This window comes from Geodermatophilus sp. CPCC 206100 (genome assembly GCF_048569675.1).
Taxonomy (GTDB): domain Bacteria; phylum Actinomycetota; class Actinomycetes; order Mycobacteriales; family Geodermatophilaceae; genus Geodermatophilus.
Genome location: NZ_JAQISV010000022.1, coordinates 34,000 through 57,867 on the forward strand (window position 1 = coordinate 34,000; position 23,868 = coordinate 57,867).

Annotated in this window: 20 protein-coding genes; 12 read left to right on the top strand and 8 right to left on the bottom strand. The window is 74.3% G+C overall.

The features are described 5' to 3' along the window. Positions 1-48 precede the first annotated feature (48 nt). On the top strand, positions 49-678 hold the full coding sequence (locus PGN05_RS12485; RefSeq protein WP_419752870.1) for a maleylpyruvate isomerase family mycothiol-dependent enzyme: 630 nt from the start codon (positions 49-51) through the stop codon (positions 676-678). 3 nt (positions 679-681) lie between these two features. On the opposite strand, the gene PGN05_RS12490 is transcribed toward PGN05_RS12485, so the two are convergent. Further along, positions 682-2,034, bottom strand: a complete 1,353-nt coding sequence (locus tag PGN05_RS12490; RefSeq protein ID WP_419752871.1) for a GmrSD restriction endonuclease domain-containing protein — start codon at positions 2,032-2,034, stop codon at positions 682-684. 185 nt (positions 2,035-2,219) lie between these two features. On the opposite strand from PGN05_RS12490, the gene PGN05_RS12495 reads away from it, so the two are divergent. From PGN05_RS12495 to PGN05_RS12525, 7 genes are all read left to right on the top strand, one after another. Beyond that, a complete protein-coding gene (locus tag PGN05_RS12495) occupies positions 2,220-2,630 on the top strand; it encodes a nuclear transport factor 2 family protein (RefSeq protein ID WP_419752872.1) in 411 nt (136 codons plus the stop codon). 42 nt (positions 2,631-2,672) lie between these two features. Further along, positions 2,673-3,566, top strand: a complete 894-nt coding sequence (locus PGN05_RS12500; protein ID WP_419752873.1) for a LysR substrate-binding domain-containing protein — start codon at positions 2,673-2,675, stop codon at positions 3,564-3,566. Between the two features lie 182 nt (positions 3,567-3,748). Further along, entirely contained in the window at positions 3,749-4,927 is a 1,179-nt protein-coding gene (locus PGN05_RS12505; protein WP_419752874.1) for an acyl-CoA dehydrogenase family protein, read from the top strand. A gap of 117 nt (positions 4,928-5,044) precedes the next feature. Then, positions 5,045-6,052, top strand: coding sequence for an ABC transporter substrate-binding protein (locus PGN05_RS12510; RefSeq protein ID WP_419752875.1), 1,008 nt, complete (start codon positions 5,045-5,047; stop codon positions 6,050-6,052). Positions 6,053-6,128: 76 nt separating this feature from the next. After that, a complete protein-coding gene (locus tag PGN05_RS12515; protein WP_419752876.1) occupies positions 6,129-6,989 on the top strand; it encodes an alpha/beta hydrolase in 861 nt (286 codons plus the stop codon). Positions 6,990-7,108: 119 nt separating this feature from the next. After that, positions 7,109-8,248 (top strand): globin domain-containing protein, encoded by a 1,140-nt coding sequence (locus tag PGN05_RS12520; RefSeq protein ID WP_419752877.1) that lies wholly within the window; start codon positions 7,109-7,111, stop codon positions 8,246-8,248. Next, the gene (locus tag PGN05_RS12525) at positions 8,245-9,036 is read left to right on the top strand and encodes a DivIVA domain-containing protein (RefSeq protein ID WP_419752878.1); all 792 of its coding nucleotides are present in this window, start codon (positions 8,245-8,247) and stop codon (positions 9,034-9,036) included. The genes PGN05_RS12520 and PGN05_RS12525 overlap by 4 nt, the downstream gene beginning before the upstream one ends. Before the next feature lie 20 nt (positions 9,037-9,056). Here PGN05_RS12525 and PGN05_RS12530 read toward each other — a convergent pair whose 3' ends face one another. Beyond that, the gene (locus PGN05_RS12530) at positions 9,057-10,322 is read right to left on the bottom strand and encodes a multidrug effflux MFS transporter (protein ID WP_419752879.1); all 1,266 of its coding nucleotides are present in this window, start codon (positions 10,320-10,322) and stop codon (positions 9,057-9,059) included. A 179-nt stretch (positions 10,323-10,501) separates the two neighbouring features. Here PGN05_RS12530 and PGN05_RS12535 point away from each other — a divergent pair, with 179 nt between their 5' ends. The 3 genes from PGN05_RS12535 to PGN05_RS12545 all read left to right on the top strand — a co-directional run bounded on the left by PGN05_RS12535 (position 10,502) and on the right by PGN05_RS12545 (position 13,856). Further along, a complete protein-coding gene (locus PGN05_RS12535; RefSeq protein ID WP_419752949.1) occupies positions 10,502-11,131 on the top strand; it encodes a hypothetical protein in 630 nt (209 codons plus the stop codon). 128 nt (positions 11,132-11,259) lie between these two features. Next, the gene (locus tag PGN05_RS12540; RefSeq protein ID WP_419752880.1) at positions 11,260-12,270 is read left to right on the top strand and encodes an ABC transporter substrate-binding protein; all 1,011 of its coding nucleotides are present in this window, start codon (positions 11,260-11,262) and stop codon (positions 12,268-12,270) included. A 143-nt stretch (positions 12,271-12,413) separates the two neighbouring features. Further along, positions 12,414-13,856, top strand: a complete 1,443-nt coding sequence (locus PGN05_RS12545; RefSeq protein WP_419752881.1) for a M1 family aminopeptidase — start codon at positions 12,414-12,416, stop codon at positions 13,854-13,856. 6 nt (positions 13,857-13,862) lie between these two features. Here PGN05_RS12545 and PGN05_RS12550 read toward each other — a convergent pair whose 3' ends face one another. Both PGN05_RS12550 and PGN05_RS12555 read right to left on the bottom strand, forming a co-directional pair. Further along, positions 13,863-14,753: an acetoacetate decarboxylase family protein gene (locus PGN05_RS12550; protein ID WP_419752882.1), complete on the bottom strand. Its 891-nt coding sequence runs from the start codon at positions 14,751-14,753 to the stop codon at positions 13,863-13,865. Between the two features lie 62 nt (positions 14,754-14,815). Further along, the gene (locus PGN05_RS12555; protein WP_419752883.1) at positions 14,816-17,113 is read right to left on the bottom strand and encodes a putative bifunctional diguanylate cyclase/phosphodiesterase; all 2,298 of its coding nucleotides are present in this window, start codon (positions 17,111-17,113) and stop codon (positions 14,816-14,818) included. Between the two features lie 188 nt (positions 17,114-17,301). On the opposite strand from PGN05_RS12555, the gene PGN05_RS12560 reads away from it, so the two are divergent. Next, positions 17,302-19,599 (top strand): putative bifunctional diguanylate cyclase/phosphodiesterase, encoded by a 2,298-nt coding sequence (locus PGN05_RS12560; RefSeq protein ID WP_419752884.1) that lies wholly within the window; start codon positions 17,302-17,304, stop codon positions 19,597-19,599. Between the two features lie 18 nt (positions 19,600-19,617). On the opposite strand, the gene PGN05_RS12565 is transcribed toward PGN05_RS12560, so the two are convergent. The 4 genes from PGN05_RS12565 to PGN05_RS12580 form a co-directional block, all read right to left on the bottom strand. Next, on the bottom strand, positions 19,618-20,157 hold the full coding sequence (locus tag PGN05_RS12565) for a PaaI family thioesterase (protein WP_419752885.1): 540 nt from the start codon (positions 20,155-20,157) through the stop codon (positions 19,618-19,620). A 152-nt stretch (positions 20,158-20,309) separates the two neighbouring features. After that, complete coding sequence (locus PGN05_RS12570; protein WP_419752950.1) at positions 20,310-21,077, bottom strand: succinate dehydrogenase/fumarate reductase iron-sulfur subunit; 768 nt, start codon at positions 21,075-21,077, stop codon at positions 20,310-20,312. A 65-nt stretch (positions 21,078-21,142) separates the two neighbouring features. After that, positions 21,143-23,089, bottom strand: a complete 1,947-nt coding sequence (locus tag PGN05_RS12575; protein ID WP_419752886.1) for a fumarate reductase/succinate dehydrogenase flavoprotein subunit — start codon at positions 23,087-23,089, stop codon at positions 21,143-21,145. Positions 23,090-23,101: 12 nt separating this feature from the next. After that, complete coding sequence (locus tag PGN05_RS12580; RefSeq protein WP_419752887.1) at positions 23,102-23,806, bottom strand: succinate dehydrogenase cytochrome b subunit; 705 nt, start codon at positions 23,804-23,806, stop codon at positions 23,102-23,104. Between the last annotated feature and the right edge of the window lie 62 nt (positions 23,807-23,868).

Here is a 23,868-nt window from a genome sequence, read left to right on the forward strand (position 1 = left end):
GTTCGCCCCCGCCGCGGCGTCTCCCTGCCAGAACCCCGAGGAGGTCACGTGTCGGACGACGACATCAGGGCGGCCGTGCGCGCCGAGCGACGCCAGCAGGTGGAGCTGTACTCCGCGCTGTCGGAGGCGGAGTGGGCCGCGCCGAGCCTGTGCCGCGGCTGGCGGGTGCGGGAGGTCCTCGCGCACACGACCATGGCCTACCGGTACTCGCTGCGGCAGGTGCTGGCCGGCATGCTGCGAGCCGGCGGCAGCTTCTCCCGCATGGCCGACCGCGCCGCGCACCGCGACACCGAGCGGCTGACCGACGCGCAACTGCTGGCCAGCCTCCGCGACAACGTCGACCACCCCTGGACCCCGCCCGGCGGCGGGCCGCTGGGTGCGCTCTCGCACGAGGTCATCCACGGCCTCGACGTCTCGGTGGCCCTCGGCCGGGACGAGGAGCACTCCTCGACCGAGCGCGTCCTCGCGGTGCTCGGCGGGCTGCAGCCCAAGCAGCTGCGCTACTTCGGCGTCGACCTCGACGGGGTCCAGCTCCGGGCGACCGACGCCGACTGGACGTACGGCACCGGGGAGCCCCTCTCCGGACGGGCCCGGGACCTCCTGCTGCTCGTGTGCGGCCGGCAGGTCCCCGCCGGGCGGCTGACCGGCCCGGCCGCGCCGCGGTTCACCCCCGCGTAGCGCTCACTCGCAGCCGACCCCGTCCTTGTTGGCGTCGAACTTCTGCTGCCAGCCCGGGTCACCGGGACGGATGGGGGCGGCGCCGGCGGCACGCACCGCGTCGCAGTTCTTGTAGAACGGCGCCGCAGGGGCGGGGGCGGGAGCAGGAACCGGCGCGGGGAGCGGTGCCGGCACGACCACGGGTGCCCGCGGCGCGGGCGCCGGCGCAGGGGCCGGACGGGGGGCGGGAGCCGGAGCCGGGGCGGGAGCCGGGGCCGGGGCGGGAGCCGGGGTCGGGGCCGGCGCGGGCAGCTGTGCCACCACGCCACCGGGCAGCGGCTCGCCGGGGCAGGTGCTCAGCACGGTGGCGCTGGCGTTCTTCTCCGCCTGGGTCATCCAGAGCCCGTAGCCGACCTTCACCGCGACCTGCCGCGCCACGTACGCGCAGCGGTAACCGCGGTTGGGCGGCAGCCAGGTGGCCGCGTCGCCGTCCCCCTTCTGCATGTTGAGCGGGCCGTCGACGGCCAGGAGGTTGAGCGGGTCGTTGGCGAAGGCGGTGCGCCGGCCGGGATCCCAGCCCTGGGCGCCCTTCTGCCACGCGTCGGACAGCGCGACCACGTGGTCGATCTGCACCGCCTCGCTGGTGCCCTGCCCGCGCTGGAAGGCGATCGCGCGGTTCGAGTACGGGTCGGCCAGCGAGCCGGTGAGCACGACGCAGTTGCGGGTGCCGGGCTCGACCGTCTCGCCGGTCAGGTCCCGGGCGAGGACGTCGTTGCGGGTGTCGCAGCCGTTGCGGTCGGTGTCCACCCAGCCGGAGCCGAACAGGTCCCGGTCGTAGCCGGTGCGCGGTGCCCGGCCCCGCACCTCGACGGCGGCCAGCGCGGCCAGGGCCGAGGTCCGCTCGGCGCCCGAGACGGCGGCCTGCGCGGCGGCGTCGCCCAGCAGGCCGGCCGGTGCGCTCGCGCCGGCAGACGCCGCGGCCTCGTTCGTCTCAGCGTCGGCCAGCGCCCGCTCGGCGGCCGCGATGGCGTCCTCGTCCGGCGTCGGGGGAGCCGGCGCGGACGACGGCGTCGTCGGCGTGCTCGCCCTCGAGGCGGCGGCCGTCGGGACCGTGGGCGGCGCGCTCGCCGCGCCGGCCACGAGCGCGACCACGCCGGCCGCCGCGACGATCCCCGCCGCCTTGCGGCCGGCGATGAACGCCCACCGGGCGCGGCCGGCGATCGCCGCGCCGGCGCCCAGGAGCAGGGCCGCGAGGCCGGTCATCACGAGGCCGCCGGAGACGCCGGTCGTCGCGACCGCCGCGACGACGAGGAGCAGCACGACGGCCGAGACGACGGCGAGCACCGCTCGCGCGGGCCGGGTGGATGGACTGGTCACGGACTGCCCCCTGGGACGGAACTGCGGAGTCCGGACGCTAGGCGGGCCCGCGCGCCGCCTGGGGGACCTGACCGGTGCGACCCGCCAGCCGCGTCCCGCCCGTCCCGAGCGCCACGGCAACCCCTCGACGGCACCTGCCCGGCGGAGGACAGTCGTCGCGCGGGGACCGGTGCCGAGGAGTGGCCATGGACGAGGCGTCCGCACGGGCGGCGGTGCAGCACTACCTGGAGCACAGCGCGGCCGACGACGAGGAGGGCGCGAGCTCGATCTACCACCCCGACGCCGTCCTGGAGTTCCCGCAGTCGGGGGAGCGGTTCGAGGGCGTCGCCAACTTCCTCCCGTGGCGGAAGGACTACCCGGCGACCTCCATCGACTACGAGCTGGACCGGGTGCGGGGAGCGGGCGACGTCTGGGTCGCCGAGCTGCGCCTGCGCTACGACGGCGGGCCGTGGATGTACGGCGTCGACGTCCTGGAGTTCCGGGACGGCAAGGTCGCCCGCGAGACGATCTACGGGGGCGAGGCGTGGGAGGCGCCGGAGTGGCGCGCCCGCTGGCGGGCCGCGCCGGCGCACGCGGAGGCACCACCGCCCGGGTGACACCGGCGGACGGCGGCCCCGCCCGTGGGGGATGCTCCGCCGGTGGAACTGCGGCACCTGCGCTACTTCGTCGCCGTCGCGGAGGAGCTCCACTTCCGGCGGGCCGCGGAGAAGCTGCACATCGCCCAGCCCGCGCTGAGCAAGCAGGTCAGCGCGCTGGAGCACGAGCTCGGGGTCCGGCTGCTCGAGCGGGACCGCCGCGGCGTCACGCTCACCGAGGCCGGGCGGGTCTTCCTCGCCGAGGCGGTCGAGGTGCTCGCCCGGGCCGGGAACGCGGTGGACCGCGCCCGTGCGGTGGTGCGCGGCGAGGTGGGCCGGCTGGCGATCGGCTTCATCCAGCCCGCCCTGGCCGACCTGCTGCCGCGCTCGCTGCGGGTGTTCCGCCGGCACTACCCGGGCGTCGTCCTCACCCTGAGCGAGACCACCACCCGGACCGCGCTCGAGGGCGTCGCCGACCGCAGCATCCACCTGGCCTTCGTCCGGCTGCCCATCACGCCGCGGCCGGACCTGCGGACCGAGCTGGTCAGCGAGGAGCCGGTGCAGCTCGTCGTCCCCCGCGGGCACCGGTTCGCCGGGCGCCCGTCGGTCCGCCTGGAGGAGATCGCGGACGAGGAACTGGTGCTCCTGGACCGCTCGGTGGAGCCGATGCTGCACGACTACTACGTGACCGCCTGCAACCGCGCCGGCTTCAGCCCCCGGGTGGCGCACGAGGTCAGCAGCACGTCGATCGCGATCGGCCTGGTCGCGGGCGGGCTCGGCATCGCCTTCGTCCCGGCGTCGGCGCGGTTCGCCGCCCAGCCGACGGTGGCCCACGTGCCGCTGGAGGACGCCGGCCTGACGCTGACCATGGGCGCGATGTGGCGCGCCGGCCCGCAGCCGGCCGCCCTGGCGAACTTCCTCGCCCTGCGTCCGTGGGAGGACGGCGCCCCCCGCTGACACCCGCGAGTCATCACCGCGGCTCCCGGACCCCGCGCCGGGCCAGGAGTTGCCAGGTCGGATGCTGATTCCCAACGGGAATCAGCGGACCCCCACTCCCTATCAGCGGATCGTCGTCCCGCGCGTTCCCCTCTGCCTACAGTCGCCTCCCGGAACGGGACCGGCCACGACGGAGGAACGGCATGACGACGGTGCAGGGGACGCAGGCCACCCGAGAGGCGTCGCCGGAGCCGGCCGAGGTCATCCGGCAGGCCGAGGGACTGTTCGAGCTCATCGACAGCCACGCCGAGGAGAACGACCGCGAGGGCCGCATCGCCGAGCCGGTCATCGAGGCGCTCTACCGGATCGGCGCGATCGGGGTCATCACCCCGCGCGAACTCGGCGGCGCCGAGATGACCCCGCGCCAGGCGATGGACCTCTTCCGCACCCTCTCCTACGCCGACCCCTCGACCGGCTGGGTCGCCATGGCCATGGGCCTGTCGACCGGACTGGCCGGTGCGTTCTTCGGCAAGGACGCCGCACGCGAGCTGTTCGCCACCCCGCGGCTGGGCATCGCCGGGCAGGGCACGAAGCCCGGCCGCGCCGTCCCGGTGGACGGCGGCCACCGCATCTCCGGCGACTGGTCCTTCGCCTCCGGCATCAAGCACTGCACCCACCTGCACACCGCGGCGCAGGACACCGAGACCGGCGAGACGCGGTTCTTCATCGTCCCGGTCGAGCAGGTCACCTTCATCGAGAACTGGGACGTCCTCGGCCTGCGCGGCACCGGCAGCATCGACTACACGCTCGAGGACTGCTTCGTCCCGATCGAGCACAGCTACCCCTCGCTGACCACCGAGCCGGTGACCGGGGGCGACCTCTACCGCATCGGCATCGGCAACTTCGCCAGCATCAACCACGGGGGCTGGGTGCTCGGCGTGGGCCGGCGGCTGCTCGACGAGCTCGCCGCGGTCGTCCGCGCCAAGGCGGGTCGGCCCGGTGCGCAGACCGACACCGTCGCCTTCTCCGAGCACTTCGCCCAGGCCGAGGTGAAGCTGCGCGCGGCCAAGGCGCTGCTGTACGAGGTCTGGGAGGAGATCGAGCAGGTGCTCGCGCGGGGCGAGGAGATCCCGCTGCGGCTGCACACGCTCAACCGGGTGGCCCTGCACAACGCCACGTTCTCCGTCGCCGAGATCGCCCAGTTCGTCTACACGTCGGCCGGCACGGACGCCCTGCGGCGCGGCACCATCCAGCGCCTGTTCCGCGACGTGCACGGTGGCACGCAGCACGTCTCGTCCTCGCCGCTGATCATGCAGGCGGCCGGTCAGGAGCTCGCCGGGCTCGCCGAGGGGAAGCGCTGGGTGCACTTCTTCCTGAAGTGACGCGTTCGACACAGCGGAAGGAAACCCCGCTGCTGTTGCGCTGTGCAGAAGCGTGACGTACGTTACGGCGCCCCCTCTCGGGCGGCGCCCAGCACTGACTTCTCGAGGAGACACCGGATGAAGCGCTCGAAGGCCACCTGGGCCGTGGTCACCGCCGCGGTGCTCATGGCGAGCACCGCCTGCGGCGGGTCGGACGACGGCGGCTCGACCGAGGCCGCCGCCACGACGAGCGGCGGCGCCGACAGCGGCCCGACCACGCTCACCATGGCCGAGACCCCCGGCGCCCCGTTCGCCTTCGTGAGCTACGGCGTGCAGCGCGGGCACTTCGAGGACGAGGGGATCGACCTGCAGGCCCGGGTGAACCCCGGCGGTGGCACCTCCACCGTGCCGGCCCTGCTGCAGGGCGACATGGACGTCCTGGGCCTGGACCTCGTGTCGGCGCTCACCAGCGTCGGCGCCGACCTGCCGATCAAGTTCGTCGCCGCCGGCAGTGCCACCTCGGAGGAGCCCGACGGCGACTTCGCGGCGGTGCTCGTGCCCGCCGACAGCCCGATCCAGGGCCCGGAGGACCTCGACGGCGTCCGGATGGGCGTCAACGCGCTGCGCAACGTCAACGAGCTCTACATCCGCAGCACCCTCGAGGAGCTGGGCAAGCCGCAGGACGCGATCAGCCCGGTCGAGCTGCCGTTCCCGGAGATCCTGGCCGGGCTCGCCCGCGGTGACGTCGACGCCGGGATCGTCATCGAGCCGTTCGCGACCATCGGCCAGAACCAGGGGCTGCGGGTCGTCGACCGGCCGTGGGTCGCCATCCAGCCGGGGCTGCAGATCGGCGTCATGACGATGACCGACGAGACCGTCGCCCGGGTGGGGGAGGACGTCGTGGCCGCCTTCGGCCGGGCCGTCCAGGCCACCGCCGAGGACATCCAGCAGGACCCGGAGGCCTTCCGCGCCGCGATGCCGCAGCTCATCGAGAACTTCGCCCCGGAGCTCGCGGCGTCGGTCAACCTCATCCAGTGGCGCGGTCAGAACGACCGCGAGTCCATCGAGACGACCGGCGAGATGATGACCGAGTACGGGCTGCTCGAGGCGGACATCGACTACGACGAGCTCATCCTCGACGACTGAGCGACACCGGCCCCGGCTCCCCGGTGCGGCGACGCCGCCGCACCGGGGAGCGCCGTCCCACGACGAGGAGAGCCCCGTGACGAGCGGCCTGCCCACCGGCGGCCCGCAGCTGGTCGACGTCCCCGCCGAGGACGGCACCCTGCTGCAGGGCCTGCTCCTCCCGCCCCCGGACCGGCCGCGCGCCGCGCTGCTGCACGTGCACGGCAAGGGCGGCAACTTCTACTCCGGCCCGCCGCGGACCCTGCCGCCCCACCTGGCGCCCGACCGGTTCCTGCACCTGTCGCTGAACCTGCGCTGTCACGACCTCGCCTACAGCCGGCTCGGGGACGCCCCCGGCATCGCGACCGGCCCCGAGGCCGCGTACGGCGGGATGTGGGAGCGGCTGGACGAGGGCCCGGCCGACATCGCCGCGGGTGTGGCCTGGCTGCGGGAGCGGACCGGGCTGCCGGTGGTGGTCGTCGGCCACTCCGCCGGCGGCTACTTCCTCGGTGACTGGGGTCCGGGTGCCGACGGGATCGCCGCGCGCGTCTTCCTCTCGCCCCTCACGTCGGTCCGCTTCCCGCTGACGGCCTGGTACGCCGACGACGCGGCCCTGGAGGAGGCGCACGCGCACGCCCAGGCGCTGGTCGACGCCGGGCAGGGCCACCTCCTGCTGCCGGTCCCGGCGTGGTACTTCGCCATCTCCGCGGCGTCCTTCCTCGAGCGCCTCGCCGAGCGTCCCGACCGCTGGCTCGACGGGGTCAACGCCTCGTCCAGCCCGCTGCTGCTGGCCTGGGGCGGAGCGGAGACCCGGGTCCCGGCGTGGCGGGAGCTGTTCGACCGCATGACCGTCGCCGACCGGGTGTCGGCCGAGGTGCCCGGTGCCGGCCACGAGTACGGCGGCGCCGAGGCGGGCCTCGCCCGGGAGATCGCGCGGTTCGTGGAGGAGCGGGTCTGACCGGCACCTGAGATCGCCAGCACGCCGTCGTCTCGCTACGGTGGGTTGCGGCGAACACGCCCGGTCCGACGTGCGGGGCGGGAGTCGCCGGCCGACAGCACGGGGGAACGGAGGTGCTGGTGGACATCCCTGCGATGCGGGCGAGCTTCGCCAAGGCGGCCGCCGCCGGCGACGAGGCGCCCCTCTACTTCTACTCCCACCTGTTCCTCAGCCACCCGGCGACGCGGAAGCTCTTCCCCATCTCGATGGCGCACCAGCGCGACCGGCTGTTCCAGGCGCTGGGGGACGTCGTGGCCTACGTCGACGACCTGGACCGGCTGGTGCCCATCCTCCAGGCGCTGGGCCGCGACCACCGCAAGTTCGGGACCGTCGCCGAGCACTACCCGGCCGTCGGCGCCAGCCTGATCGCCACGCTCAAGCACTTCGACGACGAGTGGAACCCGGCGCTCGAGCAGACCTGGGCCGACGCCTACGGGGTCGTGGCACAGGTGATGATCGAGGCGGCGGAGGCGGCGACGGACGAGCCGCCGTGGTGGGACGCCGAGGTGGTGTCCCACGAGCGGCGCACGGTCGACACCGCGGTCATGTGGCTGCGCCCCACGCCGGAGTTCCCCTACCGGGCCGGTGAGTCGATCTCGCTGGAGAGCGACGTGCGGCCCAAGCTGTGGCGGTACTACTCGCCGGCCAACGCGCCGCGCCCCGACGGGCTGTTGGAGATCCACGTCCGCGCCTACGACGGGGGCCCGGTCAGCACCGCGCTGGTCCGCCGGGTCGGCCAGGGCGACGTCCTCCACCTCGGGCCGCCGCTGGGGCACATCCACTTCGACCAGGACTCCGACCGCGACCTCCTGCTGGTCGCCGGCGGCACCGGCCTGGCACCGCTCAAGGCCGTGGTCGACCAGGTGGCCCGCCACGGGCCGCCGCGGCGGGTCGACCTCTTCGTCGGCTCCCGCACCGAGGAGCGGATCTACGACCGCGCCGACCTCGAGCGCCTGGACGCCGAGCACCCGTGGCTCACCGTGACCTTCGCCGTCTCCGGCGACGACCTGTCCCCCCTGGAGCAGGGCGACGTCGGGGAGGTGGTCGTGCGGCACGGCCCCTGGACGAGCCGGGACGTCTACGTGGCCGGGCCGGCCGCCATGGTCGAGGACACGACGACGCGACTGGTCAAGGACGGCGTCCGACCGGAGCGCATCCGCAGCGAGGTGTTCGCCCCGAGCCGGCTGGGACCCAGCCTTGACGGAGAGGTGACCGAATGAGCGCCCACGAGTACGCGCAGCCGCGGGTGGAGCGGCGGATGACGCCGGGCGACATCCGCAGCGTGCAGTTCACCCGGGGCACGATGATGCGGCCGGGGTACGCCGAGGTCGAGGTGGACCGCTTCCTCGACCGCATGGCCGAGGAGATGGCGCAGCTGCACGCCGAGAAGGCCGAGCTGCGCGACGAGGTCCACGCGCTGCGCGAGCAGGCCGCCGGTGCCTCCGTCGTCGAGCCGCCCAGCGACCAGGCGGTGCGCATCCTGGCCAGCGCCCAGCAGACCGCCGACAGCTACGTCGCCGAGGCCGAGGACTTCAGCCGGCAGATGACCGCCGACGCCCGGGCGCAGTACGAGGAGCAGCTGCGCCGGGCCCGCGAGAACGCCGGCGCGATCATCCAGGCGGCGCAGGAGGCCGCGGCCAAGATGGTCGGCGGGACCCAGCCCGCGGCGGCGTCGGCGGAGGCCGGGGTCGGGGCCGGGACCGGCGCCAGCACCACCCAGGAGCTCGAGGAGCAGGTCGCCTACCTCAAGGCGTTCGCCCAGGCCTGCCGGGTGCAGCTGCGCGCCTACCTGGAGGCCCTGCTCACCGACGTCGAGAGCGAGTGGGGCCGGGCCGACCCGGCGTCCCTGCAGCAGCTGCCGCTGCGGACGCCGTCGCACCGGGCCGAGGTGCAACCGGCCGCCGGGCGCAACGTCGCCCGCGAGGTGCCGCTGGACGACAGCACGAGCGAGCAGTCGCGGGTGAGCGGCTCCGAGGGCGCCACCGCCTCCGGCCAGCGCCGCGCCTGACCCGCGGCCGGTCCCGGGGCTCAGCCGACCGGGGCCGGCTGCTCCCCGGTCTCGGTGAGCTGCCACGGGCGGACGACGGTCACGAGCACGGCGATCGCCACCAGCAGGGAGCCGACGATCACGGTGCCCATCGCGGCGGCGTCGTTGCCGAGCACGCCGACGAGCGGGGCGACGGAGGCGCCGACGCCGAACTGGACGGCGCCCAGCAGCGCCGCGGCCGCGCCGGCCGCCTCGCCGTGGCGGGCGAGGGCGAGAGCCGGGGCGTTGGGCAGCGCCAGACCGCCGGCGAAGAGGACCGCCCACAGCGGCACGACCACGCCGGCCAGCCCGCCGGTGCCGGTGACGGCGAGGACGAGCAGGACGGCGCCGGCGGCGGTCCCGGCCAGCACGCCCCCGAACAGCACCTGGGCCGGTGACCAGCGCCGCAGCGCGATCGGGTTGAGCTGCGTGGCGGCGATCAGCCAGAACGCGCCCGCGCCGAACAGCAGGCCGAACTGCTGCTCGTCGAGCCCGAACTCCCGCTGGAAGACGAACGACGAGCCGGACACGTAGCTGAACAGCCCGGCCATGGTCAGCCCGGCGACCAGCACCAGCCCGACGTAGGTGCGGTCGCGCAGCAGGCCGCGGTAGGTGCGCAGCGTGCCGCGGACGCCGGTGGTGCTGCGCCGCTCGGGCGGGAGCGTCTCGCGCAGGACCAGCCCGCCGACCACGAGCAGCAGCGCAGCGTAGGCGGCCAGCAGCACGAAGATGCCGCGCCACGAGGTGAACCGCAGGATCTCCCCGCCGATGGTCGGGGCGAGCACCGGCGCGGCCCCCAGCACGAGGAACAGCCGGGAGATCATCGTCGCCGCGGCCCGGCCGGTGAGCAGGTCCCGGACGACGGCCATCGCGATCACCGCACCGGCCGCGCTGCCCATGCCCTGCAGGACGCGCAGCGCACCCAGGACCGCGACGTTCGGCGCGACCAGCACCAGCAGCGAGGCCACCACGTACAGCGCGGTGCCGGCCAGCAGGGGACGGCGGCGGCCCAGCGCGTCCGACAGCGGCCCGAGCACCAGCTGGCCGAGGGCCAGGCCCAGGAGCGTGCCGGTCAGCGTCAGCTGGATGGTCGCCGACGTCGTCGCCAGGTCGGTCGTGATCGTCGGGAGGGCCGGCAGGTACATGTCGATCGTCAGTGGGCCGATGGCGACGAAGGTGCCCAGGACCAGCGTGAACAGCGCCTGGCGCCGGCCGGTCAGGGGAGGTGGGGGGATGACGGTGGGTGGTGCGGTGGTGGCGGCGCTCACGGGTCCCCCGGCTGTGCTGCGGTGTCTTCCGAGGCCCTGGTCGGCCACGCGTACGTGGGAGCCAAGTCGGGGCGCCGGTCGTTCATTCCAGCGCGGCGGACGTCGGGGTGTCGCCACCCCGGGATGCGCCACGATGGGCCACCGCCCGACCCGACGACCCGAGGAGTCCCGCCGTGACGATGCCCCCCGGCCCCATGCCCCCAGGAGCCCAGCCCCCGGCCGCGATGGTCGTGCCGCAGTTCTTCGTCAAGCAGCGGATCACCGTCATGGTCAACCGCTACGAGGTGATCGCGGCCAACCCCGACGGATCCGAGGGGCACCTGCTCGCCTTCGCCGAGCAGAAGCGGATGAAGCTCAAGGAGGAGGTCGTCTTCTTCTCCGACGCCGCGAAGAGCCGCCGGGTGTTCTCCTTCAAGGCCCGCCAGCGGCTCGACGTCCACGCCGAGCACGACGTCTTCGACGAGTACGGGCAGCCGCTGGGCACGTTCAGCAAGCAGTTCGGCGCCAGCCTGGTGCGGTCGACCTGGAACCTCGAGGCACCCGGGATCGCCGCCGTGGGCCGCGAGCGGCGCCCAGTCATCGCCGTCCTGCGCCGGGTCTGGGACTTCATCCCCTTCATCGGGGACGTCTGGGTGCCCTTCGTCTTCCACTTCGACTTCGTCGACGCCGCGACCGGGGCCACGGTCCTGGTGAGCGAGCGGCAGAAGGCCATCCGCGACCGCTACACCGTGACCGTCCCCGACCCGCGCCTGGACTTCCGGGTGGCGGCGTCCATGGCGGTGGCCCTCGACGCGCTCCAGAGCCGCTGAGGTCACGAAGCGGTCTCCGGGCGTTGACCCTGTGACGGTCATCACCTAGCGTTCCGGCGTCCGGTAACCGCACCCGCGTACGGATGCCGCACACTTGTCGCCCCACCGGTGTCCCTCCTGGAGGACCGTTGCGCACTCTCGCCGCCGCCCGCACCACCTCTGTCGTCGCCGCGCTGGCGCTGCTGCTCAGCGCCTGCGGCGGCGACTCCGACGAGGGGGGCGACAGCGGTGGGAGCGGCGGCGGCGGGAGTGCGGCGGAGGAGGTCCGCACCGTCCAGGTCGGGATCATCCCGGTCAGCGACGTCGCGATCCTGCACCTCGGTCAGGACCAGGGCTTCTTCCGCGACCGCGGCATCGAGCTGGAGTTCAACCTCGGCCAGGGCGGCGCGGCGCTGGTGCCGGCGGTCGTGACGGGGGAGTACCAGTTCGGGTTCAGCGGGATCGTGTCGATCCTGCAGGCCCGCGGGGAGGGCCTCCCGGTCACCGCGATCGCGCCGACGTCGTGGAGCAACGGCGAGGAGGGCCAGCACATCAACGCCCTCATGGCCAGCGACCCCGCGATCCAGGACGCCGGCGACCTCGAGGGGCGGACCGTCGCGCTGAACATCCTCAACAGCCAGGTCGAGACCCTCGCCCGCAACTCCATCGAGGCCGCCGGCGGCAACCCGGACAACGTCAACTTCGTCGAGATGAGCCTGCCCGACGCGGTGACCGCGCTGGGCAGCGGGCAGGTCCAGTCGTTCGTCTGCGGCGAGCCGTTCTGCACGCTGGCCCAGGACGCCGGGGCGCGGGTGATCGCCGACGACTGGCTCGACCTGGTCCCCGACGGCATCGGCATGTCGGGCGTCTACTTCACGACGACCACTCAGATCGAGGAGGACCCCGAGCTCTTCGAGGACATCCAGGCGGCCATCTTCGAGTCGCTGGACTACTCCCGGGAGCACCCCGACGAGTGGCGGGCGCAGATCCCCGAGTACACCGAGATCGACCCCGCCCTGGTGGAGCGGCTGACCATGCCGCTGTTCAAGTCCGACTACACCGAGGAGGAGTTCCTGGCCGCGCCGCAGAAGGCTGTCGAGTACGGGATCCTCGACGAGGTGCCGCCGATGGACGAGTTCTTCTGGGAGCCCGGCAACTGACCGGTACTCGACGATGTGAGCTCCCGCGCCGCGAGGGGTGCCGCGCCGCCGCCGCCACCCCCTAGATTGCGCCCCAGTCGGGGGCGGCCGCGAGCAGACCCGTCGAGCGCGGGCCCGTCCGCACCCGCGGGTGGGCAGAGACCATGCTCGACGCGACCGACCGCAGGGCAGCGGGACGCCGGTGGGCCGCCGGCTGCGGCGCCGCTCTCCTCCTCGCCGCCTGCACGTCCTCCCCGGAGGAGCGGGCTGCGGAGGCGGGGACGGCAGCCGGGTGCCCGACGGCGGAACGGGCCGCGCCCGACCCCGACCGGCCGGTGGTCACCCTCGACTTCCGGCTGGACGACGACCGGCGCACGGTGACCGGCACGGAGACCCTCGCCTTCACGCCCGACCTGCCGGTCGAGGAGCTGTGGTTCCGGCTGATCCCCAACGCGCCCCAGTCGGCCGGGAACGCGCTCCGGGTCGACGCGGTCCGGGGGGAGGCCGTGGCCGGCGGGCGGCACGTGGACGCCGACGCCGAGCCCGGCACCCCCGGCGGGCTGTACCGGGTCGACCTGCGGGCGCCGGTCGCGGCGGGGGAGACCGTCTCGGTCGAGCTGGACTTCACGCTGCGCCTGTCCACCGGGCGCACCCCGGCGGGGTTCGACCGGCTCGGCGCCCGCGACGACGTCACCTGGTGGGCCGGTGGGTTCCCCCTGCTGACCTGGGAGCCGGGGCACGGCTGGGCGCAGGACCCGTTCAGCGAGATCAGCGGGGAGACGACGGCGGCGACGGTGGCCGACACGACGATCCGGGTCTCGGCGCCCGAGGAGCTCACCGTCCTCATGACCGGGGACCAGCAGCAGGCGCAGGCGGCCGAGAGCGGTCGCCGGGTGTGGGAGTCGCACGAGCCGGTCGCCCGCGACGCCAGCGTGGCGGTGGGGGAGTTCGAGACGGCGCAGGTGCAGGCGGGCGACACGACGGTGACCGCGGGCGTCCTCCCCGGAGCCGACACCTCCGCCGACGAGCTGGCCGAGGACACCGCCACCGCCATCGCGCTGCTCGAGGAGCGGTTCGGCCCGTTCCCGTACCCGACGCTGACCGTGCCGCTGGTGTCGGACGGCCGGGACGGCGGCGGGGAGGAGTACCCCTCGTCGATCCTGCTGGGGTCGGCGGACTTCTCACTCGTCGTCCACGAGGTCGCGCACATGTGGTTCTACGGGATGGTGGGCAACTCCCAGTTCCGGGACCCGTGGCTGGACGAGGCGTTCGCCACCTACGCGGAGAGCGTCGCCGACGACCACGGCGACGACGACGACCTGGACCGGGGCGGCCCGGTCGCCGGCACGATGGCCGAGTTCGCCGACCAGGACGACTACGAGCGCCGCGTCTACAGCAAGGGCGCCGCCGCCCTGCACGCCGCCCGGGAGGCGGCCGGGTCGGAGGTCTTCGACGACGCGGTCCGCTGCTACGTGGAGACCCAGGCCTGGACGATCGCCCGGCCGGAGGACCTCGCGCGCGCCCTGGCCGACCTCGAGCCGGCCGTCGACGTGCTGGTCGAGGCCGGTGCGCTGCGCCCGCGGGACGTCGAGGCCGCCGCCGAGTGACCGCGCTCAGGCCGGAGCGGGGACCAGCGGCCCGGACAGGTCCAACGGCGGGGTGTGCGGATAGCGGACGGTGAACCGGCCTGCGTCCCGATCCTGACCGCGGTGCCCGGCGTAGGCGGGAGCCGGCCCGACCGGGCGGCCCGCCGGGAGCACGCTGCGGTGGTCCAGGTAGTCGAAGACGGCCAGCGGGTGCGGGGCGACGCCCAGCGCGCGCAGGGAGTCGGCCACCGGGTGGTCGCCCAGCCGGAGCTCGCCGGCGCCGGCGCCGAAGGCCACCCGCAGCCGGCCGGCCATGGGCACGACCGTCTCCACCAGCTGCCCGCCGAGGGTCGTGTACATGACCGCCGGCCGCCGGTCGGCGAGCACCGGCCCACGCCCGCGGACCGCCAGCTCGAACACCGTCGTCCCGCCCTCCGCGAGGGTGACCCGGCGGACCGGCCGCTCCTCGGCGAAGTCCATGTCGGCCACGAACTTGGGGAAGCCCCACAGCGCGACCCCGGCGTCCCGCGCCTCCCGGGTGGTCACCGGCAGGTGCAGCACGAACAGCGACAGCCGGCGGCGCAGCACCGGCAGGAGCCGCGGCGCCGGCCCCCGGGTGACCACGGCGGCCACCGACACCTCCCCGTACGGCGCGAGCCGGCCGGCCGGGGTGTCGGCGGTGGTCACCGCGCGGTAGCGGAAGGCGGCCACGGAGACCAGCGCCCGCCCGTCCACCCAGCGGACCGGCCGCAGCGCCGTCCCCGGCAGCGCGGCGGCCACGGCGTCGTGGGACGCCGGGTGCACCGCCGCGAAGCAGGCGGAGTCCGGATAGCGCAGCGGCAGGCGCAGCGCCCGGTCGCCGACCCGGACCGAGGAGGTCGGGCCGGTCCAGCGGTCGGGGTCGTCCCGGTGGGTCACGGCGGCCTCCTCGCCCGGCTGGGTCCAGGGTCCCCGGCCCGGGCGCGGCGGGGGAAGGGGTCTCAGCCCCGGACGGCGGAGAGCGACCGCCGGTGCTCCAGCCACGCGGCCAGCTCGCCGGCCGGGAGGGGGCGCTGGTGCAGGAAGCCCTGCACCGCGGTGATGCCCGCCTGCTCGACGAACCGCTGCTGCTCGGCGTCCTCCACGCCCTCGGCGACGGTCTCCAGCCCCAGCCGGGCGGCCATCTGGGCGATCGCCTCGAGCACCGCCTGGTCGGCCACCTGCGTGGCCGCGCCGGCGACGAAGCTCCGGTCGATCTTCACGACGCCCACCGGGAGGGTGCGCAGCGTGGTCAGCGCCGAGTACCCGGTGCCGAAGTCGTCGACGGCGATGCCGACACCCATCCCCGCGAGGTCGTCGAGCGTGGTCTGGACGGCGGGTGCGTCGAGCAGGGTCGACTCGGTGATCTCGACGACCAGCAGCTCTGGGGCCAGGCCGTGCGGGCCGAGGCACTCCCGGACGACCGTGAGGAAGTGCGGGTGCGCCAACTGGGAGGGCGCGGCGTTCACGTGCAGCGCCACCGGGCGGCCGCCGTCCTGCCAGGCGGCGGCGTCGGCGCAGGCCCGCCGCAGCACCTGCTCGCCGAGCGGGAGGATCGTGCCGGTGCGCTCGGCGGCCTCGAGGAACGTGTCGGGCCCGAGCAGTCCGCGGGTCGGGTGCGCCCAGCGCACCAGCGCCTCGACCGCGGTGCACCGGCCGTCGGCGGTGGCGAGGATCGGCTGGTAGTGGACGACGAACTGCTCCTCGGCCACCGCCCGCCGCAGCTCCGACTCCAGCGCCGACGCGGCGGGGGCGTCCAGCAGATCGGGGGAGAAGGCCTGCACCCGGTTCTTGCCGGCCGCCTTGGCCGCGTACATGGCGATGTCGGCCCGCTGCACGACCTCCGTCCCGGTGACCCCGACGCCGAGCTCGGCCATGCCGATGCTGACGCCGACCTGCACCAGTTGCCCGTCCAGCCGCTGCGGTGCGGACACCAGGTCCACCAACCGGGCGCTGATCTGCCGGACCACGCCCTCGCCGGCTCCGCGCAGCAGCACCGCGAACTCGTCCCCGCCGAGCCGCGCACACAGGTCCCCGCCGCGCAGGGCGCCGGAGATCCGGGCGGCGACGTGCCGCAGCAGCCGGTCGCCGGCCGCGTGCCCCAGGGCGTCGTTGACGACCTTGAAGTCGTCGAGGTCGAGGAACAGCAGCCAGGTGTTGCCGGCGCCGTTCCGGACGGCGTCGTCCAGGGCGTCGGTGAACGCCGCGCGGTTGCCCAGGCCGGTCAGCGCGTCGGTGCGGGCCTGCACGGCCAGGTCGCCGTGCGCCTCGGCGGCCCGCAGGGCCAGGGCGACCTGGTTGTTCATCGACCGGATCGCGGTGACGACCTCCTCGGGCACGCCGCCCGGCGACCCGAGCAGCATGTGCCGGCCCGGCGACGCGGGCAGCGGCATGCACAGCCAGCCGACGCCGCCGCCGGCTGCCGCGACCAGCGCGGGCGGCGCGGGGACCGGGTAGACCTCGTTGGGCTCGTCGCCGGGAGGGAGGAGCTCGCGGGGCAGCGAGGGGAGGCGCACGGCGAGCCGGCCGCCCTGGGCCGCCACCCGCAGCGGCACGTCCTCGCCCTCGTCCGCGATGACCAGGGCCCGCAGCCCCGGTGTCATGCGGCACATCGTGTCGATGGCCTGCCAGGCCCGGCGACGGACCTCGGCGACGTCCACGACGCCGAGCAGGCTGGTGCCCAGCGCCGCGAGCGCCGCGTCCCGCTCCCGCGTCTGCTCGCGGGCGAAGATGCCCTGCGCGAGGTGCCGGGCGCCGATCACGGTGATGACCAGCATGGGGAGGGTCAGCAGCAGGATCCCCGAGTCGGTCGTCCCGGCGCGCCCGGGGACGACGTGCCACAGCTCGGTCGAGGCCACGAGCGCCGCGCCGAGTCCGGCCGCGTAGGCCACCACGCGGCCCGCGGCGCCGTAGACACTCCGGAACCACAGCGCCGGGAACACCGTGCTCAGCGCGGCCGCCGGGACGGGGCAGGCCAGCGCGAACAGCGTCACGGCGAGGGCGTCGACGAGGTCGAGCACCAGCGGTGCCCGCCGGGAGCGGTAGCAGCAGGTCCACGAGGCCACGAGGGCGGAGCAGGAGGCGGCGACCAGGGCCCGGCTCAGCGGATCGGCGCCGACGAGGACGCCGGCCGCGGTCAGCAGCAGGGACGCCGTGGCGAGGAGGTAGAACAGGCCGCGGGTCCGCTCCACCAGGTCCTGCTGGCGGAGGACGTGGCGGCGGATCCGACGCCACAGTGCGCGTGCTGCGGTCCTGCTCATCGCCGTCCTCGGGTCGGGTGGGAGGTTCACCCGGCGTCTCGGGGACGGGGGCGGCCCACCCAGGCCTTCGGCAGGGTCCGGGGCCCGCTGGACCGGTGCGCCCGGCCGGGTCCCCCCTCGGGGGGAACCGCCCGGTCCGCCCGGCGGCTGGGGTTGAGGGCCGCCGGGCGGCGGCCGATGCCTTGGACGTGGACCAGGAGCGCGGCGTCCGGCGGCGGGCGCGGACCCGGCAGCGGACCGACCGGTCGCTGGGCCGGGTGCGGATCGCCGCCGCGGCCCTGGGGGCGACCTACGCCGGATCGGTCCTGGCCCTGGGCGTGGGCGCGACCGGTCCGCTCGCGGTGCTGGCCGGCAGCGGCAAGCTGCTGTTCCTCGCCGGGGTGGCCGGGCTCCTGGCCAGTCGCGCTGTGGTCCCCACCGCCGACCGCGGCGCCTGGCTGTGCTTCGCCGGCGCGGTCCTGTCCTACCTGGCCGGCGCCGTCGCGCACGAGGCGCTGGCCGGCGGCCACCCCGACGTGCCGCGGCCCTCCTGGGCCGACCTGGGCTGGATGGGCTTCTACCCGCTGGCCTACGGAGGGCTCTTCCTGCTGCTGCGCGGGCGGATCCGCCGGCTCACCTCCAGCATGTGGCTCGACGGCGTGGTCAGCGGGCTCACCGCCGCTGCGCTCGGCTCCGCGCTGGCCCTCGGGGCACTGCTCCGCGCGGCCGACGGCCCGGCCGCCACCGTGGTCACCGCGGCGGCCTACCCGGTGGCCGACCTGCTCCTGCTCGTGCTCATCGCCGGCGCGCTCACCGTCATCGGCCGCGGGGCCGGCGGGGTGTGGTGGTGGCTGACCGGCGGCATGGCGCTGTTCGTCGTCACCGACACCGTCTACGCCGCCCAGGTCGTGCACGGCACCTTCGCCCCCGGCGGGGCGCTCGACCTCGGCTGGGGACTCGCGTTCACCTGCTTCGGCCTCGCCGCCTGCCAGCGGCCGCGGTCCGGGGGCACCAGCCGGCTGGAGGGGCTCGGCGCGCTCGTCGTCCCCGTCGTCTGCGCGCTCAGCGCCCTGCTGCTGCTGTTCGCCGGCTACATGGACGACGACGACGACCCGCTGGCCGGCGTCCTCGCGCTGCTCGCCGTCCTGGCCGCCCTGGCCCGCACCGCCCTCACCTTCCGCGACGCGCGGGCGCTGGCCGACAGCCGCCGGCAGGCCCGCACCGACGACCTCACCGGCCTGCCCAACCGGCGGCACGTCTTCGAGGCGCTGGCCGCGGCCGACACCCGGCTCGCCCGGGGCGCAGCCACCGCCCTCCTCGTCATCGACCTGGACCGCTTCAAGGAGATCAACGACTCCCTCGGGCACGACGTCGGCGACGCGCTGCTGCGCCAGGTCGGGCCGCGGCTGGCGGCGCAGCTGCGCGGCGGGGACCTGCTGGCCCGGCTCGGCGGCGACGAGTTCGTCGTGCTGGCCGCCGACCTCGACGAGGCCGGCGCCCTCGCCCTGGCCGACCGGCTGTGCGGCGCGCTGCAGCGGCCCTTCCCGCTGTCCGGGATGTCGCTGAGCATGGACGCCAGCATCGGCATCGCGCTGGGACCGGAGCACTCGCGCGTCGCCGAGGAGCTGCTCCAGATGGCCGACCTCGCGATGTACTCGGCCAAGGCCGGCCGCCACGGCGCCGCGGTCTACGACGAGGCGCGCGACGGCTCCGGCCGGCACCGGATCGAGGCCGTGGAGCAGCTGCGCCAGGCCATCGGCCGCGGCGAGCTGGTCCTGCACTACCAGCCCAAGCTCACGCTCGCGACCGGCCGGGTGGAGGGCGTCGAGGCCCTGGTGCGGTGGCGGCACCCCACCGACGGCCTGGTGTACCCCGACGCGTTCATCGACCTGGCCGAGTCCGCCGGGCTCATGGGCGACCTGACGACCGCGGTCCTCGACCGCGCGCTGGCGCAGTGCCGGGCGTGGGCGGACGACGGCCGTGAGCTGTCGGTCGCGGTCAACGTCAGCCCGTCCAACCTGGTCGACGAGGACTTCCCCGACGAGGTGGCCGAGCTCCTGGAGCGGCACGGCGTCCCGGCGGAGACGCTGACGCTCGAGGTGACCGAGAGCCTGCTCATGGCGGACCGGGAGCGCGCCGCGCGGGTGCTGGCGCGGCTGCGCGCGGGCGGCGTCGGCGTGGCCATCGACGACTACGGCACCGGCTACTCGAGCCTGGCCTACCTCGCGGCGCTCCCGGTGACCGAGCTCAAGCTGGACCGCGCCTTCGTCGGCCCGATGACCAGCAGCCCGCGCTCGGCGGCCATCGTCACCTCCACCCTGCAGCTGGCCCACGCCCTCGGCCTGACCCTGGTCGCCGAGGGGGCCGAGGACCGGGCCACCGTCGACGCGCTCGCCCGGCTCGGCTGCGACGTCGTCCAGGGTCACCACCTGAGCCGTCCGCTGCCGCCCGGGCTGCTGACCGAGTGGCTGGCCGCCCGGGACTCCGCCCGCGACCTCGTCGGCTGACCGGGCCGACCCCGGCCGTCAGACCGGGATCGGGAAGACCAGCAGGGAGCTGGACGCGGTGGCCACGGTGGCGCCGGACGCGTCGCGGACCTCGCCCTCGGCGAAGGCGACCCGTCGTCCGGGCTTCACCACCCGGCCCACCGCGGTGAGCGGCCCCCGGTCGGCGTGGACCGCGCGCAGGTAGCTCACCTTGAGCTCGATCGAGGTGTAGGCCAGGCCGCGGGGGAGCGTGGAGTGCACCGCGCACCCGGCCACGGTGTCCAGCAGCGTGCAGACCAGCCCGCCGTGCACGACGCCGATCGGGTTGTAGACCGACTCGTCGACCGCGCAGCTGAACTCGACCCGCCCCTCCTCGACCGCGACCAGGTCCATCTGCATGAGGGGCACGATCGGCGGCGGGGGCAGGACGCCGTCCCGCAGGGCCTGCAGGGTCTCCAGGCCGGAGCGCTCCAGCCCGCCGGCCGCGGCGATCATCGGGTCGTACCAGGTCACGGTGCGCGAGCGCGGCTCGCCCCACTCGGCCGGCGTGGTCGGGACGGCGGTCTGCTCGGTGGTCACCCCGCTAGGTTCGCACACCGAACTCAGCAGGGTCCACCCGGGACCGGGGACGGCAGCGGGCGGGGACCCCCCTGGGGATCCCCGCCCGCTCGGCCCTTCTGCAGGGGCCCCGCCGCGAGCTCGCGAGCGGTGGGGGGCAGAAGGGCCCTCTCTCAGCTCTTCGGCCGCGCCCCGGCGCGCAGGGCGCCGAGCAGGTCGTGGTTGAGCCGGGAGATGTTCTCCATCGAGATGCCCTTGGGGCAGGCCGCCGAGCACTCGCCGATGTTGGTGCAGCCGCCGAAGCCCTCACGGTCCTGCTGGGCGACCATGTTGACCACGCGGTCGTTGCGCTCGGGCTGCCCCTGCGGCAGGAGGCCGAGGTGGGCCACCTTCGCCGAGGTGAACAGCATCGAGGACGCGTTGGGGCAGGCCGCCACGCACGCGCCGCAGCCGATGCAGGTGGCCGCGTCGAACGCCGCGTCCGAGTCCTTCTTCGGGACGAGGATCGAGTGGGCCTCGGGCGCGGTGCCGGTCGGGGCGCTGACGTAGCCGCCGGACTGGATGATCCGGTCGAGCGCGCTCCGGTCGACGGCGAGGTCCTTGATCACCGGGAAGGCGGTGGCCCGCCACGGCTCGATGTCGATGACGTCGCCGTCGGAGAACTTGCGCATGTGCAGCTGGCAGGTGGTCGTGGGACCACCGGAGATGCCACGGCCGTGCGCCGTCCCGTTGATCATCAGGCCGCAGCTGCCGCAGATGCCCTCGCGGCAGTCGTGGTCGAAGACCACCGGCTCGTCGCCGGAGAGGATGAGCTGCTCGTTGAGGACGTCGAGCATCTCCAGGAACGACATGTCCGGCGAGATGTCGGTGACCTTGTAGGTCACCATCCTGCCCTTGACCGTGGGGCCCTTCTGGCGCCAGATCCGCAGGGTCAGGGTCATGCCGCGCTTCTCGCCGGTCGCGTCGGTGGCGCCGACGGTGGAGTGGGCGCCCTCGTGGGTGACTGTCACTTGTAGCTCCGCTGGGCGAGGTGGACGTACTCGTACTCGAGGTCCTCGCGGTGGAGGACCGGGGGGGTGCCCTGAGGGGTCCACTCCCAGGCGGCGACGTAGGCGAAGTTGTCGTCGTCGCGCAGGGCCTCGCCCTCGGGGGTCTGGCTCTCGGCGCGGAAGTGCCCGCCGCAGCTCTCGTTGCGGTGCAGGGCGTCGACGCACATGAGCTCGGCGAGCTCGATGAAGTCGGCGACCCGGCCGGCGTGCTCGAGGGTCGGGTTGATCGAGGTCCAGTCGCCGGAGACCTTGAGGTTCGTCCAGAACTCCTGGCGGATCTCGGGGATCCGGTCCAGCGCCTTGCGCAGGCTCTCCTCGGACCGCTCCATGCCGCAGAGGTCCCACATCAGCCGGCCGAGCTCCCGGTGGAAGGACGCCGGGGTGCGGTTGCCGTTGATGTCGAGCATCCGCTGCACCTGATCCTGGACCCCGCGCAGCGCCTCGGCCGCGGCCGGGTGGCTGTCGTCGATCTTCTCGAACGGGGCGTCGGCCAGGTAGTCGGTGATGGTCGCCGGTAGCACGAAGTAGCCGTCGGCCAGGCCCTGCATCAGCGCGCTGGCGCCGAGCCGGTTGGCGCCGTGGTCGGAGAAGTTCGCCTCACCGATCACGAACATGCCGGGGATCGTCGACTGCAGGTCGTAGTCGACCCACAGGCCGCCCATCGTGTAGTGCACGGCGGGGTAGATCCGCATGGGCGTCTCGTAGGGGTCCTCGCCCGTGATCTGGGCGTACATGTCGAAGAGGTTGCCGTACTTGGCCTCGATCGCCGGGCGGCCGAGCCGCTGCATGGCGTCGGAGAAGTCCAGGTACACGCCCAGGCCGCCGGGGCCCACGCCGCGGCCCTCGTCGCACACGTTCTTGGCCTGGCGGGAGGCGATGTCGCGGGGCACCAGGTTGCCGAACGCGGGGTAGATGCGCTCGAGGTAGTAGTCGCGGTCGCCCTCGGGGATCTCCCGCGGGTCGCGGGTGTCGCCGCGCTCCTTGGGCACCCACACGCGGCCGTCGTTGCGCAGCGACTCGCTCATCAGCGTGAGCTTGGACTGGTAGTCGCCCTTGACCGGGATGCAGGTCGGGTGGATCTGCGTGTAGCAGGGGTTGGCGAAGTAGGCGCCCCGCTTGTGCGCCCGCCAGATCGCCGTGGCGTTGGAGCCCTTGGCGTTCGTGGACAGGTAGAAGACGTTGCCGTACCCGCCGGTGGCCAGGACGACGGCGTCGGCCATGTGCGTGCTGACCTCGCCGGTGACCAGGTTGCGGGCGACGATGCCGCGGGCCCGGCCGTCGACCACGATCAGGTCCAGCATCTCGTGCCGTGCGAACTGCTCGACGTTGCCGGCCGCCATCTGCCGCTCCAGCGCCTGGTAGGCGCCGTAGAGCAGCTGCTGGCCCGTCTGGCCGCGGGCGTAGAAGGTCCGCGACACCTGCGCGCCACCGAACGAGCGGTTGTCCAGCAGGCCGCCGTACTCGCGGGCGAAGGGGACGCCCTGGGCCACGCACTGGTCGATGATGTTGACGCTGACCTCGGACAGCCGGTGGACGTTGTTCTCGCGGGAGCGGAAGTCGCCGCCCTTCACGGTGTCGTAGAACAGCCGGTGCACGCTGTCGCCGTCGTTGCGGTAGTTCTTCGCGGCGTTGATGCCGCCCTGCGCTGCGACGCTGTGCGCGCGGCGCGGGCTGTCCTGGTACCAGAAGGACTTGACCTTGTAGCCGGCCTCGCCGAGCGTCGCGGCGGCCGAGCCGCCGGCCAGGCCGGTGCCGACGACGATGACGGTCATCTTCCGGCGGTTGGCCGGGTTGACCAGCCGGCCGCGGAAGCGGCGGGTGCTCCAGCGCTCGCCGATCGGCACGTCCATCGGTGCCTTGGTGTCGGCGATCGGGTCGCCGACGGTGAAGAGGTCGAGGGGCATCGCAGGAGCTCCTTAGTCGATGAGCCCGAAGAGGACCGAGAAGGGCACGAGCAGGAAGCCGCCGATCAGGACGATCGAGAACGCGAGCGCGAAGAGGCTGACCGTGCGCTCCCGTCGCTTGTTGCTCTGCCCCAGCGTCTGCGTAGCGCTCCAGATGCCATGGCGCAGGTGCATGCCCAGCAGGATCAGGGAGATGGCGTAGAAGGCGACGACGAGCGGGTTGCTGAACCCGGCGACGAGCCGGTCGTAGGGCGTGGTGCCGGTCCCGTCGGGGTTCGCCACGCCCAGCGTCAGGTCGAGGATGTGGTAGATGACGAAGGCCAGGACGATCACACCGCCCCAGCGCATGGTGCGCGAGGCGTAGCTCTGCGCCACCGCCTTCTTGGTGACGTACCCGTTCGGGCGGGCGCGCTTGGCCTGCCGCCACAGGAGGACGGCCGCCACGAAGTGCGCGACCACGGCCACCAGCAGCACCACCCGGATGATCCACAGCGTCGTCTGTGCCGGGACGGCGGGCTCGCCGATGGTGCGGATCCACTCGGAGTAGTGGTTGAAGGACTCACGACCGCCGAAGGCCTTGAGGTTCCCGATCATGTGCGCGATCAGGTAGAGCACCAGGATGATGCCGCTGACCGCCATCACCACCTTCTTGAAGACCGAGCTGGTCTTCGCGGCCTTCGGCGTCCTGCGCTGGCCCGACTGCGTCACCGTCACCACGGGCACAAAGCTAAGTCCGTACCGTGTCCGCGGCCACGTTAACGGCAGGTGAATCAGCTCTC